General features: G+C 69.6%; 13 protein-coding genes, 1 tRNA gene and 1 pseudogene. 10 read left to right on the top strand and 5 right to left on the bottom strand.

Going from position 1 to position 13595, the window contains the following annotated elements; all coding sequences use genetic code 11:
* Positions 1 to 4 precede the first annotated feature (4 nt).
* A complete protein-coding gene (locus ACFQE0_RS18220) occupies positions 5 to 1261 on the bottom strand; it encodes a sensor histidine kinase (RefSeq protein WP_378972179.1) in 1257 nt (418 codons plus the stop codon).
* Positions 1261 to 1926 (bottom strand): response regulator transcription factor, encoded by a 666-nt coding sequence (locus ACFQE0_RS18215; RefSeq protein WP_378972177.1) that lies wholly within the window; start codon positions 1924 to 1926, stop codon positions 1261 to 1263. Before ACFQE0_RS18215 ends, ACFQE0_RS18220 begins: the two co-directional genes overlap by 1 nt.
* Positions 1927 to 2062: 136 nt before the next feature.
* Between ACFQE0_RS18215 and ACFQE0_RS18210 the strand changes: the two genes are divergently transcribed.
* The 9 genes and pseudogenes from ACFQE0_RS18210 (at position 2063) to ACFQE0_RS18170 (ending at position 9490) form a co-directional block, all read left to right on the top strand.
* Positions 2063 to 2743: a DNA-binding protein gene (locus ACFQE0_RS18210; RefSeq protein ID WP_378972175.1), complete on the top strand. Its 681-nt coding sequence runs from the start codon at positions 2063 to 2065 to the stop codon at positions 2741 to 2743.
* Between the two features lie 81 nt (positions 2744 to 2824).
* Positions 2825 to 3151, top strand: coding sequence for a hypothetical protein (locus ACFQE0_RS18205; RefSeq protein WP_378975560.1), 327 nt, complete (start codon positions 2825 to 2827; stop codon positions 3149 to 3151).
* A gap of 61 nt (positions 3152 to 3212) precedes the next feature.
* Positions 3213 to 4091 carry an aldose 1-epimerase family protein gene (locus tag ACFQE0_RS18200; protein WP_378972172.1) on the top strand — a complete coding sequence of 293 codons (879 nt, stop codon included), beginning with the start codon at positions 3213 to 3215 and terminating at the stop codon, positions 4089 to 4091.
* Positions 4092 to 4096: 5 nt separating this feature from the next.
* Positions 4097 to 4789, top strand: coding sequence for a uroporphyrinogen-III synthase (locus tag ACFQE0_RS18195; RefSeq protein ID WP_378972170.1), 693 nt, complete (start codon positions 4097 to 4099; stop codon positions 4787 to 4789).
* 116 nt (positions 4790 to 4905) lie between these two features.
* A complete protein-coding gene (locus ACFQE0_RS18190) occupies positions 4906 to 6129 on the top strand; it encodes a hypothetical protein (RefSeq protein ID WP_378972167.1) in 1224 nt (407 codons plus the stop codon).
* On the top strand, positions 6126 to 7022 hold the full coding sequence (locus ACFQE0_RS18185; RefSeq protein WP_378972165.1) for a hypothetical protein: 897 nt from the start codon (positions 6126 to 6128) through the stop codon (positions 7020 to 7022). The genes ACFQE0_RS18190 and ACFQE0_RS18185 overlap by 4 nt, the downstream gene beginning before the upstream one ends.
* 111 nt (positions 7023 to 7133) lie before the next feature.
* Positions 7134 to 8714, top strand: coding sequence for a heme biosynthesis protein HemY (locus ACFQE0_RS18180; RefSeq protein ID WP_378972162.1), 1581 nt, complete (start codon positions 7134 to 7136; stop codon positions 8712 to 8714).
* A gap of 180 nt (positions 8715 to 8894) precedes the next feature.
* Positions 8895 to 9310 (top strand): annotated as a pseudogene (locus tag ACFQE0_RS18175) (NUDIX hydrolase).
* A 105-nt stretch (positions 9311 to 9415) separates the two neighbouring features.
* Positions 9416 to 9490 (top strand) — tRNA-Thr (locus ACFQE0_RS18170).
* Between the two features lie 375 nt (positions 9491 to 9865).
* Here ACFQE0_RS18170 and ACFQE0_RS18165 read toward each other — a convergent pair.
* Entirely contained in the window at positions 9866 to 11329 is a 1464-nt protein-coding gene (locus ACFQE0_RS18165) for a methyl-accepting chemotaxis protein (RefSeq protein WP_378972159.1), read from the bottom strand.
* Positions 11330 to 11354: 25 nt separating this feature from the next.
* On the bottom strand, positions 11355 to 11639 hold the full coding sequence (locus tag ACFQE0_RS18160) for a hypothetical protein (protein WP_378972157.1): 285 nt from the start codon (positions 11637 to 11639) through the stop codon (positions 11355 to 11357).
* Positions 11640 to 12275: 636 nt separating this feature from the next.
* Here ACFQE0_RS18160 and ACFQE0_RS18155 point away from each other — a divergent pair.
* A complete protein-coding gene (locus ACFQE0_RS18155) occupies positions 12276 to 12980 on the top strand; it encodes a GntR family transcriptional regulator (protein WP_378975558.1) in 705 nt (234 codons plus the stop codon).
* Between the two features lie 7 nt (positions 12981 to 12987).
* On the opposite strand, the gene ACFQE0_RS18150 is transcribed toward ACFQE0_RS18155, so the two are convergent.
* Positions 12988 to 13404 (bottom strand): nuclear transport factor 2-like protein, encoded by a 417-nt coding sequence (locus ACFQE0_RS18150; RefSeq protein ID WP_378972154.1) that lies wholly within the window; start codon positions 13402 to 13404, stop codon positions 12988 to 12990.
* Positions 13405 to 13595 lie beyond the last annotated feature (191 nt).

Here is a 13595-nt window from a genome sequence, read left to right as displayed (position 1 = left end):
CCCTTCAGCCCGGCAGCCTGAGCGTCGCGCGCAGGCCCCCACCCTCGGCGTGTCCGAGGCTCAGCGAGCCGCCGTACAATTCCGCCAATTCCAGCGTGATCGGCAGGCCGAACCCGTCACCGGGAACGGCCTCATCGAGACGGCGCCCCCGTTCCATCACGGCGGCGGCGGCCTCCGGCGAGAGGCCGGGGCCGTCATCCTCGATTCGGATCTCGATCAGCGATCCCGCCCGTTCAGCCCGGACAGCAACGCGGCCCGCGCACCAGCGGCAGGCATTGTCCAGGAGGTTGCCCAGCATCTCGTCGCAATCCTGCTCCTCGCAGGCGACCGCGAGGTCGGCGGGGACGTCGAGGGTGATCTCCGGCCGCTTGCCCGCATGGATCTGCGTCAGCACCGCCCGCAGATCGGTGAGGCGCGGCAGCAGCGCCGTGCGGGCCCGTCCGGGCCCGGCGAGGGCGGCGGCGCGCGCCCGGCGCAGGTGGTGGCGCACCCGCCGGTCCATGTCGTCGACCTGCGCGGCGAGCGCGCCGTCCGGGTCCCTCGCCGGATCACGCAGGGCCAGCGACAGGGTCGCCAGCGGCGTCTTGAGGCCGTGGGCGAGGTTGGCGACGTGGCCGCGGGCACGGTCGAGGTTGCGCTCGTTCTGCTCCAGCAGGGCGTTCAGTTCGGTCACGAGGGGCCCGACTTCCTCCGGCTGATCGGAGGGCACTCGCGCCTGCGTTCCGGCGCGGACGGCGGCGAGGTTGTCCCGAAGGCGCGAGAGGGGCGCGAGGCCGAGGCGCACCTGCGCCACCGCCCCCACCGCCAGCACGAGGCCGAGTCCGGAGAGCGCCAGGGCGAGGCTCGCCAGCACGTCGCGCAAGGGGCCGTAGAGGGCGGCCCGAGGGGCGCCGACGAGGATCGTCGCGGGCGGGTCTCCCGGCAGCTCGATCTGCCGCAGCATCATCGCGCCGGGTGGATGCGGCGCGGCGAGGGACTCCGAGCGGAGGGTCTCACCGCCCTTGCGGACCTCCCAGATCCAGCCGCCCGGCCGGTCGAAGGGAGGACCGTCGAATCGCTCGGGGTGACGAGCCAGCGTCCCCGCTTCCAGCCCCGCGCGGAGGGCCGTGACCTGCGCATCAAGGCGCCCGTCGATCTGGCCGTGCAGGAACCGCGTGAGGATCACGCCGATGGCGAGGCCCGCGACGACGAGGGCCACGACCACCGCCGCCAGGGCGGCGGCCACGAGGCGCGTCCGCAGGGAGCCGAAGCGCAGCCGCATCACGCCGCGTCCGCGGTGAGGCGATAGCCGTGGCCGCGCACGGCCTCGATCCGAGCCGGGGCGATCTTCTTGCGCAGCCGCGCGACGATCACCTCCACAGAGTTCGAATCGACCTCGGCATCGCCGTCGTAGACGCGCTCGATCAGGTAGGCGCGGGGCACCACGGAATCCTTGTTCAGCATCAGGCAGGAGAGGACGCGCCATTCGAGCCCCGTGAGGCGTAAGGGCAATCCGTCCCGCTCGAAGGCGCCGAGCCCCGGATCGAAGCTCAAGGGCCCACAACTGAGTCGGCTCGCGCCGTTGCCTTGCGTCCGCCGCACCAGGGCGCGCAGGCGAATCACCAGTTCCTCCACACGCACCGGCTTCACGAGGTAATCGTCCGCCCCGGCCTTGAAGGCGGCGACCTTGTCGCTCCACCCGTCGCGGGCGGTGAGCACCAGCACGGGCAGGGTCCGTCCCGCCGCCCGCCACGCGTTCAGCACCGACACCCCGTCGCCGCGCGGCAGGCCGAGATCGAGGATGCAGGCATCGTAGCCCTCGGTCTCGCCGAGGTGCCGGGCATCCTCGCCATCCGCCGCCCGGTCGAGGACGAAGTTCTCCGCGCGCAGCGCTTTGCCGATTTCGGCCGCCAGCGCCGCATCGTCCTCCACCAACAGGATCTTCACGCCCGTCCCTCCTCGGCTCCGGGGTAGGTCAGGCCGTTTAACCGGGGCTGAACCGCCCGGTTCAGTTCCCGTCGCGCCCCTCCCCTTACACCGGCTGCCACGGACCGAACGGGTCCCGCAGCGAAAGGCAAGAGCGATGAACGCGGACAACAAGAGCACGGACACGGTGATCGACGGCACCGCCACCGAGATTCCGGCACAGCCGCCCAAGCCCGGCAAGGGTATCCCGAAGCGCACCTGGGTGGTCGGCGCGCTGGCCCTTCCCCTCGCCTTCGGGGCGGCAGGCCTGTCCCTGGCCCGGAACGGCACGGTGCCGGTGACCCCGGTCGAGCCGGTGGCGATCCAGGCGCTCGCCCCGTCCGGCGCGACGGCGATCAAGGGTGATGTGGCCGAGATCTTCGGCAACAAGTTCGTGGTGCAGGACGCGACCGGGCGAGCCCTGGTCGAGACCGGCCCGGCGGGCGAAGGCGGCAAGCTCGTCGCCAAGGGCGAGAGCGTCACGGTCCAGGGCCGGTTCGAGAACGGCTTCCTCCATGCCCGGGTGCTGACCCGCACCGATGGGCGCCAGGACCTTCTCGGCCCGGCGGGCGGCCCACCCCCCGGTGGCCTCGACTGGGCCAAGGACAAGGTCGGCCTCGGCCCGACGCCTGATGTCCCCGCCCTGACGGAAGCCGTGAAGAAGGCGGGCTACGACGATGTGCGCATCACGGGGCGCGGCCCGCGTCATCTCGAGGTCGCGGCCAAGGACAAGGACGGCCGCGAGCGCGAGCTGCATGTCGGCTTCGACGGGCAGGTGCGCGACCGGCCGGACCGCTAACCGCGACAGCGCGTGCAACCGAACGCGCTCCTGCGCGTCCTCCGCACTCTAAACCGAGGCGGAGGACGCAGCGTGGAACCGATGAAGCCCATGGAACCGATGAAGCCGATGGAGCCCATGAAGCCCATGAAGCCCATGAAGCCCATGAAGCCCATGGAGGGCACCAAGCCCTGGTGGCCGGAGGATCTCGGCGCGCCGGCGACCAGCGGAGCCCAGAATGGGATGAAATACGCATTCTTCCCGGAGAAGCGGCGCCTGCTGATCGAGGCGAACGGGCAGGTCTCGACCTATGACAGCGGCGATCACCGCATCGGCGGGGTGTCGCAGGCCGATGGCGGCGGCCAATCGGTGACCTTCACGAGCCAGAATGGCGAGGTCGATATCGGTTCGCTGAAGAAGCTCGGCTGAGGCCCTTGCGCCCTCCTCCCGGTCCGTTAACTCGGATCTCCGACAGGATCGGGAGCATTCCGTGGGCGAGCGCATCGACCTCATCGCGCAGGATGGCAGCACGGCGACCGTCGCGACCCATGGGGCCGAGCCGGTCTCGTGGCGGGTCGGCGAGCGCGAGTACCTGTGGAGCGGCGACCCTGCCCACTGGAACCGCCATGCCCCGTGGCTCTTCCCCGTCGTCGGCGCCTCTGCGAGGGGCGCCGTGAAGGTCGAGGGCCGATCCTACCCGATGGGGCAGCACGGCTTCGCCCGCGACTTGCCCTTCACGGTCATCGCGCGGACGGACGATTCGGTGGTGCTGCGCCTCACCGATGGGCCCGAGACGCGAGAGCATTACCCCTTCGCCTTCCGTCTCGATGTGGCGGCGCGGCTCCGCCCGTCCGGGCTCGATTTCGAGGTCACAGTGGGCAATCCCGGCGACAGGCCCCTGCCCTATGCGCTCGGCTTCCACCCCGCCTTCCCCTGGCCCTTCGCCGGGGGCGAGCGTGCGCGGGACGGCGGCTATGCCGTGGCGTTCGAGGCGGCCGAGCGGCCCTTTGCGCCGAAGGTCGGCGAAGGCGGTCTGCTCCTGCGCGACGAGCAGCCGGTGCCCCTCGACGGGGCGAGCCTGCCCCTCGATCCCGCGATCTTCACCGAAGCCTTCGTCTTCCGGAACGCGAAGAGCCGCGTGATGCGCTTCACTGGCCCGGACGGGGCGGCGATCCGCATGGAGGCGGAGGATTTCCCCCATCTCGCCGTATGGACCAAGCCGACCGCGCCGTTCCTCTCCCTGGAATGCTGGACCGGCCATGCCGATTGGGCGGGCTTCGACGGCGAACTCGCGGAGCGGGATTCGCAGCGTCTCCTGGCTCCCGGCGCGGAGGCGCGCCATGGGGTGCGCCTGAGCCTGGAGGGCTGAGCCCGGTGCGCGTCTGGGTGGCGCGACCGGAGCCGGGGGCCTCGCGCACCGGTGCGGCCCTGGCCGGGCTCGGTCATGCGGCCCTCGTGGCGCCCGTTCTCGCCGTGCATCCCGTGGAAGGGCCGCTTCCGGAGGGGGAGTTCGATGGCATCGTCCTCACCAGCGCCAACGCGGTCAAGGCTCTGGAGCCCCGCCTGAAGGGTGTCCCAGTCTTCGCCGTGGGAGCGCGGACGGCCGAGCGGGCGGCCCGTGCGGGGTTCGGGCCGATCATCGAGGGGCCGGGCGATGGGGCGGGTCTCGCGGCCGTCGTGGCGCAACGCCTGCCGCCGGGCGCGCGCCTCATCCATGTCGCGGGGGCCGAGCGCAAGCCGGAGCCCGCCGCCTCTCTCGACCGGGCGGGGTTTCACCTCGTGACCCACATCGCCTACAGGGCCGAAGCCCTGCCGCGACTGCCAGGCGAGATCGAGCACGCCCTTGCCGACGGAACGCTGGAGGCCGCGTTGCACTATTCAAATCGGAGCGCCCGGATCGCCGCCTCGCTGTGCGACTCGGCGGGTTTGCGCGGAGCTTTCCGGGCTCTGGAACATTACTGCCTGTCCGCCGACATCGCGCGAACACTGGAAGAAGCGGACATCCGGGTCCATTTCGTCGCGGCCGAGCCGCGCGAAACGGCGCTGCTAGGCGGGCTTGCCCGATGAGCGGCGGCCCGACAAACCGAACAGGCCGCCCTCGCCGGAACAGGCGACGCGGTGATAGGGGAACGGTCCGCCGCGACACCGCGGTGGCCGTGACGCCGACAGTGGAGGATCCGCCCGTGACGCCAGCGCCCAGCGACGCAGACAAGCCCGCCTCCGGGCCGTCCGGCGCGAAGCCGGATGCCAAGCCCGAGGTGAAGCCTGCCGAGGTGAAGCCTGCCACGGTGCCCGCCTCCGCGACGAAGCCTGTCACGCCCTTGCCGCCCGGCACCCCGCCGAAGACCGGCACCGAGCCGCCGAAGCCGGAAGCCACGAAGGCCGAGCCCCCGAAGGTGGAGCCCGCGAAGCCCTTCGAGACAAAGCCCGCCGACACCAAGCCTGCCGGGGTCGTGAGCGGCGCCGCTAAGATGGATGCGCCCAAGGTCGATCCCGTGAAAGCGGACCCGCTGAAGCCGGAGCCCGCCAAGGCTGCCGATGCCAAGATGTCCGATACCAAGTCGTCCGATCCGAAGAAGCCCGACCCCGTGAACACGGCCGGTCCCAGCGCCCGCCCCGGCGGGCCCGCCGGTCCCGTCACCGGTTCGACAGTCACGAGCGGGCCGATCATCGATCTGAAGGCGACCCGCGTTCCGGAGCAGGCCGCCGCGAAGGATGCGCCCAAGCCAGCCGCGACCGTCCCCAACAAGCCGGGCGAGACCAAGCCCGCCGACACGAAGTCCGGCGGTCCGATCCCGGCTGCCAAGCCGGGTGATTCCAAGTTCGGTGATTCCAAGCCCGGCGAGACCAAGTCCGGTCCCTCTCCGGCTCCGGTGACGGCGTCCAAGGCCCCCTCTTCGCCCGCGCCTGCCGCGTCCTCCGCCGGTGTCGTGCCCCCGGCTGCGAAGGCACGGGGCGGCTTCGGCTCCATGGCCGCTGCCGGCCTCATCGGCGGCGTGATCGGTGCCGGTCTCCTCTTCGCCGCCGACAAGGCGGGGATCGGCGGCGATGCCGGACGTCTGTCCGCCCTCGACCAGAAGCTCAGCGGCCAGATCTCGGCGCTCGACCAGCGCATCGGCGGGCTCGCGCCGAAGGATGCCCTGGCCTCCCTCGACAAGCGCGTGGCCGCCGCCGAGGCGAGCGCCAAGCAAGCCCTCGACAAGGCGTCGGCGCAGCCGTCGGCCCAGGGGCAGTCGGGTGGCGAGGCTGCCGCCGTGCCGCCGGATCTCGCCGCCCGGCTCGACAGCCTCGATCAGCGCGTCTCGGCGCTGCAGGAAGAGCCCGGCCGCGACCAGGGTGGCAATGCCGCCGTGGGCGTCGCGCAGGCCGATGGGGCAAAGCAAGTCGCCGGCTCGATGCCCGCGTGAAGGCCCTGGAAGGCGCGGGGGCGAACGACGCCAAGGCCAAGGAGACGACCGACGCCATCGCCGCCCTGCGGAGCGAGGTCGAATCGCGCACCAAGCAGAATGCGGACGCCGCCGCGGCGCTGGGTCAGCGCCTCGACTCGCTGCAGCAGAGCCTCGACGCCAAGGTGAAATCCGCCACCGACTCGGTGCAATCGGCGACCGAAGCGGCCCGCAAGGCCGCCGAGGCCGGGCAGGCTCAGGCCGCCGAGGCATCGAAGGCGGTCGATCGCAAGCTTTCCGAGCAGGCCGAGCGGATCGCCACCCTGGACAAGGGCCTCGCCGACCGGGCGCCGACCGCGACCGTCCAGGCGGCTCTCAAGGTCGTGGTGGCGGATCGCGTCGCCTCGGCGCTCGCCAGCGGCGTGCCCTATGCCGAGCCTCTGGCCACCCTGCGCAAGCTCGATCCCGCCGCGCAGGATCAGGCCCAGGCGCTGGCGCCCTTCGCGGATAAGGGGGCGCCCACGGTCGGCCAACTCGCGGGGACCTTCCGCGGTATCGCCGACAAGATCGCGCAGGCGCGTCAGGCGGCGCGGGTGAAGGCGGCCTCCGAGAGCGGTGATTTCCGCACGAAGCTGCTCAGCATGGCCGATGGCCTCGTCCAGGTGCGCAAGGTGGATGCCGCCGCACCGGCCGAGGGCAACGCCGCTGCGCCCGAGGAAGCCGTGCAGGCTGCCCTCGACCGGGGTGACCTTGCGGGCGCGGCCAAGGCGTTCGACGCCCTCCCGCAGGAGGCGAAGGCTCAGGCCGGCGATTTCGGTACTACCCTCGCCGCGCGAGCCAAGGCCAGCGAGGCGTCGCGGGCGCTCACCGCTTCGGCGTTCCAGGCGCTGCCCGCCCCCGCCGCGCAGCAATGAAGGCGGCGCTTGCCCGCCGATCCCACCCATCGGCGCGGGGCGTGAGAGCCCCCGCGCCATCCCGAATTCGCGCTGGCCGCCCGGCGGCCGGTGCCAGGAGAGACTGACCTCATGTGGCGCGCCCTCGCCTATCTCGTCCTGTTGGCCGTCGCCGCTTTCGGAGCGGTCTGGATCGCCGACAGGCCCGGCACCGTCACGCTGGTGTGGAACGGCTACCAGGTCGGTACCAGCCTCGCCCTCGCGATCGTCGGCGTCATCGCCGTGGCGATCGCCCTCGGCTTCGTCTGGGCGATCATCCGCGGCATGATCGGCTTGCCCGAGGCGCTCGTGCGCGGCTCGGCCGAGCGGCGGCGGACCAAGGGGCTTTCGGCCCTGTCGCGCGGCATGATCGCGGTGGGCTCGGGCGATCCGCTGGCCGCCAAGCGCTATGCGGGCGACGCCGAGCGTCTGCTCGGCACCGAGCCGCTCACTCTGCTCCTGAAGGCCCAGGCGGCGCAGATCTCCGGTGACCGCGACGGCGCCGAGCGCGCCTTCCAGGCCATGGCCGACGACCCCGAGACCCGGGTGCTCGGCCTGCGCGGCCTGTTCGTCGAGGCCCGCCGCCGCGACGACGAGATTGCCGCCCGCGCCTATGCCTCCGAGGCGGCGCGGCTTGCGCCCAGCGTGACCTGGGCCAACGACGCGATGCTCGAAGCCCATTGCGCCGATACCGACTGGACCGGCGCTCTGGAGACGGTGGAGCGCCGCGCCTCCCTCGGCCTCATCGACAAGCAGGCGGCCAAGCGCCAGCGGGCCGTGCTGCTGACCGCCATCGCCCGCGACCGCGAGGCCGGTGAGCCGGAGGCGGCCGCCGAGCGTGCCCTCCAGGCCGTGAAGCTCGCCCCCGGCCTCGTGCCCGCCGCCTGCCTCGCCGGGCGTCTCCTCGCCCGCCGGGGCGACCTCAAGAAGGCCGCCCGCGTGGTCGAGGCCGCGTGGCGCATCAATCCGCATCCCGACCTGACCCAGGTCTATCTCGGTCTGCGGACCGGTGACTCGGTTCGCGACCGGCTCGCCCGCGCGGAGAACCTGGCCAAGATCTCGTCCTGGGATCCCGAGGCGCGCCTCGCGGTCGCCCAGGCTGCCCTGGACGCCCGTGAGTTCGGCCGGGCCCGGGAAGCGATCCAGCCGCTCACCCTCGAGGGGCCGACCGTCCGCACCTGCCTGATGATGGCCGCGATCGAGGAGGCCGAGCACGGCGCCCAGTCCGGCCGTGCCCGCGAATGGCTTTCCCGTGCGGCCCGCGCCCCGCGTGATCCCCTCTGGATCGCCGATGGCGTCGCCTCGCAGACCTGGGAACCGGTCTCTCCGATCTCGGGCCAGCTCGACGCCTTCACGTGGCAGGCTCCGCCGAACGCGCTGGGTGCGCCCAGCGAGCCGATGGACCCGGAGGAGGACGAGCCGCAGCTAGGTCACGCCCTCGTGCCGGCTCCCGCTTCGGTGCCGGCCGATGCGCCCACCAAGCCGGTCTTCAAGCCCCTCCCGGCCGAGGTGAAGGCGGACAAGCCCGTGGCGTCCGACCCGATCTCCGCGGGCATGGCGGCGGCGGCCCTGCCCGTGCCAGGGGCGTCCGGCCCGAGTGTCACGATGGGCGTGCGTGATACGTCCAAGCCCTTGTCCGGCCTTGCTCCGCGGCCGGAAGGTAGCAATATCTAGACAACGGCTCATCGGGGGCCGTGCGGGGTTACCCGTTGCAGGGGGTGAGCCGGGTTCGACCCGGACGCCCGGAGGACCTTCATTATCGCCGCACACACCGCCAAGCCGTCGACCCGTCGGCTCAGGCCCTCCGATCTCCATCTCGACGATGCCGACGAGCCGCGGCGCCAAGTCGGTGTCCTGCCCATTCGCAGTGGCCGGGACGGCGCCGTGAAGGTGCTGCTCGTCACCTCGCGAGAGAGCCGCCGCTGGGTGATCCCGAAGGGTTGGCCGATGAAGGGCCGCAAGCCGTTCGAGGCGGCGGCGCAGGAAGCCTACGAAGAGGCTGGATTGCGCGGCGCGGTCGGCAAGCGACCGCTGGGCTATTACCTCTACGAAAAGCGGCTGAAGAACCTGGAAGCCGTCACCTGCCAGGTGAAGGTGTTTCCCTTGCGCGTGCGCAAGCAGCGAAGGATTTTCCCGAGGCGCACCAGCGCGAGCTGCGCTGGTTCACCCCCGCCGAGGCGGCGGAGGCGGTGACGGAGCCCGGCCTCGCGGCCATCATCCGGGCGGTCCTGCAACGTCCGGTCCTACCAAAGGTGACGCCAGAGGCATAACTGGCGTTGCCAAGCCCGCGCCGATCCGTTATGGCCCCACTCGCGCAGACGGAACGGCCCCACCGGCCCCCCGATCTGCCCCGCATCCCCTCGAGGATGCAGGATGCTGCGGTAGCTCAGTGGTAGAGCACTTCATTGGTAATGAAGAGGTCGAGAGTTCAATCCTCTCTCGCAGCACCAGCAAATTCAATCGCATAGCTCACCGGATGTGAACCTGTCGGTCAGGTTCATGCCGACGCGCCTACCTCACCTTGCCCCAACTCCGCCTGTGATCCGTTCTGCGGCATGGGTGGGCCGTCACGCCGCCATGTTAGTTCGGTTCGAGTTCGCGCCTTTGGGAGTTCGGCGCTCGCTCCATGCCGTGGCGCTTGCGGCGAAGCGATGGACCGGCCGGAATGGGCGCGCAGCGCGGAGCCTTCGTGCCGGACGAGCCCGCGCCGGTGCAACTCCGGCACGGAGCGACAGACGACATCGCTCGAGCCATTCCTCCATCGGGTCTGTCCGCTTCTGCAGCGTCCAGCTGGGGAAGCGCGCCTTGAGGCCGATGGTTGAGGGTCAGGCGGCTCGTACGGTCGCAAGGAAGCGCGTTACCTCTGCACCCAGGTGCTCGGACTGGCGCGACAGGTCGGAGGCCGCTTGGAGGACGTGCCGCGCAGCCGCTCCGGTCTCCTCCGACGATTGTGCGACGCCAGCAATGTTGCTCGTCACCTCGTCCGTACCGTTGGCGGCCTGTGCCACGTTCCTGACGATCTCCGTCGTGGCCGCGCCCTGCTGCTCGACCGCAGCCGCAATCGACGTTGCGACGCTGTTGATGTCGCGGATACGGCCGGTGATGCCACCGATGGCCGACACAGCCTGATTGGTCACGCCCTGGATTTCTCCGATCTGGGACGCGATTTCCTCCGTCGCCTTGGCGGTCTGGTTGGCGAGCTCCTTCACCTCGGCCGCAACGACGGCGAAGCCGCGCCCGGCCTCGCCCGCGCGGGCGGCCTCGATGGTGGCATTCAGAGCCAGCAGGTTGGTCTGGCTCGCGACGTTCGAGATGAGACCGACCATATCGCCGATCCGCGCGGAGGTCCGTTGCAGGACCTGGACGAGGTTGGCCGTCTGGTCGGCCTCGGTGACGGCCGTCTGCGCCAGCGAGGCCGAGCCCTGCACCTGACGGCCGATCTCCTGCACCGAGGCACCCAGCTCCTCAGCGGCCGCCGCGACCGTCCCTACGTTCGATGCGGCCTCCTCGGCGGCGGTCGCCACGTTGGTGGACTGGCCCGCCGTCCTGGCAGCGATCGCATTCATCCGTTCCGCCGACGACCGGAGCTCGGCCGCGGAAGACGACACCCTGCCGATGATGCCGCCGATCGCGGCCTCGAAGCCTCCCGCAAGCTCGACCATCGTCGAACGGCGTTGGTCTTCGAGCTGCCCCCGCGCACGGGCCGCCTCGGCCTCCAAGACCCGGGATTGATCCAGGCGCGCATGGAGTTCAGCGGCAGAATGCTTGAGATCGACGAAGGCTCTCGCAATCGTCTGAGACACCCAAACCAGGACACCCGTCTCCATCAGCACGATGACCGCGTGAAGGACGACACGGGTGAGATCGGAGCCTGCCCCCTTCGGAAAGATCAACAGCGGCAGTAACAGGCCAAAGGCAAGGTGATGGACCGCTGTGACAGCCGCGGCGACGAGGATGACGCGCCAATCGCACCAGCCCACGAGCATTGCGAGGCAGGCGAAGAAATACATGTGCAGATCAACCTGCCAGGGATGTCCCGTCAGCGCGTAGAGCAAGGTGGCCGCCATCCCGACGAGTGCGACGCCGGTGAGGAGCCGTGTGCCGGTTTCGATCGGAGCACGAACCCAGCAGAGAGTCGCGAGGCTGGCGAGCAGAGCGGCAGCAAGCGGCGGGCCGACACTGAATGTGTCGCCTGCAAAGTACATGATTGCCGCCACGATTGGCACGTGGAGCCAAAGAAGTGCAATGAGAAACCGAGCAAACGATTCTCTCAGCTGATCAAGATCCATCACGGCAAGGCTCTATTCGGCTTCGTTAGATATTTTCGGGAAGGGCGAGATTATTGCAGGCGGCATTCATCGCTGGCAGGACAAGCCACCGACCGGATGCGTGCAGGCGAGATGTAAAGCCGCTGCGATCAGACCGTGCGTACAAAACATGGCCCGCCGCGATCGCGACGATCTCGCCGTCAGCTTCGGCAACGGATCGAATGGCGGCGTCCAGGCTTTCGCGGCTGACGGCTAAGATCGCGACTGACTGCGCATTTTGATCCAATAGAGCCAAGTAGGGTGTGCCCAGCGCCAGCGCGAAGATTAGCAAAACCAGCCTGTACCTGCGAAACGCGGGCGCCACACTCAGACCCCAAATGGCCCAAATCTTTACAGCCCATCATAACGGAGACGATCTTAGCTCTTAATTGCTACTTACTGAACCGTGCAACCGAGAAAGACGCGTAATAGTTCTTTACAATGGTGGTATATTCGCCATTCAGTACTACTTTTGAAATCTATATGGGCTTTTTCAAGTGGTTATAGGATATGCCGATCTCATAACCGTATTCGCAGCGACTAGGCCGTCTTTAAGCTTAGATAAGGTGCCATGCTCCAGCGGGTGCACATACAAGCTTCAACCAATGGTATCATCCAGCTGCTTCCTTTGCAGGCGGGCTGAGCCGCAGCTGTTCGCCCGCCCGCATCGGGCCTCCTGCTCAGGCGGTCGCTCCGAACCGGCAAAAGAGTCGGCCGGTTGCCGGTTGCAGCATTCCGCTGTCCACCGGCACTGGTCCTGAGACGGATCGGGGGGCTTCACGAATGGAGCATGGCTGGTTCATCGTAGCCCTCAGAGCGAGGATGGGGCCCTCATTCGTGTGGCCGGTCCCATGAGCGGATCGCGTTCGAAAGTGAGGACCATGATCGACCCATGCGTAGCGGCCGTGGCGCGGAGTGTCCGGCGCCGATGAAGGTTCGAGACGAGGGGGATCGCGTCGGCGCGATCTGTCAGGCCCTGCGGCGGGCGATCGTCGAGCGGGCGCTGGCGCCCGCGGACCGTCTGCCCGAAGATGCCCTGGGCGAGCGGTTCGGGGTCAGCCGCACCATCGCGCGGCAAGCCTTGCTCCGCTTGGCCGGCGAGGGATTGGTCGATCTCCGCCGCAACCGCATCGCCGTCGTTGCGACGCCGAGTTGGGAGGAGGCCCGCGACACGTTCGACGTGCGCCTCGGCCTGGAGCGATTGGTGGTGCGGCGCCTCGCTGGACGGTTGAGCGCCGAGCAGCACGCGACGCTGCTCGACCAGATCGCACGCGAGGAGGCCGCCCGCAGCGGTCCCGAGGCGGTCTCGATCCGGCTGGCCACGGAATTCCACCTGATGCTGGCCGAGATGACCGGCAGCACCGTGCTGAACCGTTACGTCGCCGAGATCGCCTACCGCTGTGCCCTGATCCTGTCGCTCTATGCGCGTCCGCATTCGTCGGACTGTGCCGTCAACGAGCACAGCGAGATCGTCGCCGCCCTCGTGAGCGGGGATGCAGATCGCGCCTGTAGCCTCATGGACCACCATCTCGACGCGGTGGCGGAGCGGGCGCGCATCATCCAGCAGGTTCCCCGCGAGCGCGATCTCGTTCGCCTGCTCGCGCCCTATGTCGAGGATGTCGGCGCCGGTTGATCGCCGCTCAGGCGGTGATGCCGTGCTTGGTCAGCAGGCGCTCGGCGCTGTCGTTCCACACCTCCATGCCGACGATCATACCGTCGCGCACGGTGAAGCGGTCGACGTAGCGGTTGCCCTCGAACGGCGTGCCGTCGGGCCATTCGCCGTAGAGGGTGCCGAGGCTGTAGACCGTGGTGACACCGTCGCCCGGTACCACGTCCAGCCGCTCCATGCGCTTCTTCACCCAGGCATAGCGGCCGGCATTGAAGGCCGTGACTTCGGACGGATGGCCGAAGACTCGGGCGCCCGTGAACACGATCCGCGTGCCGGGCGCCATGTAGCGCGCGGCGGTTTCGGGATCGGGCACCATCGACGCTTCGAGATAGGCGATGACACTCGCGGCGTCCCGCTCCGTGAGATTCTTCAAGGTCGCATCGGTCATGGCAAGCTCCTATCCCTCCAGGGTGAAGGAACGGGACGCAAAGTGCATGCAGAAAGTGTATGCACTTTGGCGAGGGAATGTGCACATTCCTGCTGCGGAGAATGCATCTTCCGCGGCGGACGATCGCGGATCGCCTCGCATTCCGGTGGCATGGACGTTGCGCAATACCCGGCGCGCTGGTCGTCAGGCGG

Origin of the sequence: Methylobacterium komagatae (genome assembly GCF_042661665.1) — a bacterium.
In the GTDB taxonomy this organism is placed as follows: domain Bacteria; phylum Pseudomonadota; class Alphaproteobacteria; order Rhizobiales; family Beijerinckiaceae; genus Methylobacterium; species Methylobacterium komagatae.
Note: the sequence above shows the minus strand (reverse complement) of the source record. Positions and strands in the feature narration are given on the sequence as shown.

Coding starts and splice junctions, on each gene's coding strand:
- ACFQE0_RS18220 (WP_378972179.1), bottom strand. CDS start 1,261: ATGCGGCTGCGCTTCGGCTCCCTGCGGACGCGCCTCGTGGCCGCCGCC.
- ACFQE0_RS18210 (WP_378972175.1), top strand. CDS start 2,063: ATGAACGCGGACAACAAGAGCACGGACACGGTGATCGACGGCACCGCC.
- ACFQE0_RS18205 (WP_378975560.1), top strand. CDS start 2,825: ATGAAGCCCATGGAACCGATGAAGCCGATGGAGCCCATGAAGCCCATG.
- ACFQE0_RS18180 (WP_378972162.1), top strand. CDS start 7,134: ATGTGGCGCGCCCTCGCCTATCTCGTCCTGTTGGCCGTCGCCGCTTTC.
- ACFQE0_RS18165 (WP_378972159.1), bottom strand. CDS start 11,329: ATGGATCTTGATCAGCTGAGAGAATCGTTTGCTCGGTTTCTCATTGCA.
- ACFQE0_RS18155 (WP_378975558.1), top strand. CDS start 12,276: ATGAAGGTTCGAGACGAGGGGGATCGCGTCGGCGCGATCTGTCAGGCC.
- ACFQE0_RS18150 (WP_378972154.1), bottom strand. CDS start 13,404: ATGACCGATGCGACCTTGAAGAATCTCACGGAGCGGGACGCCGCGAGT.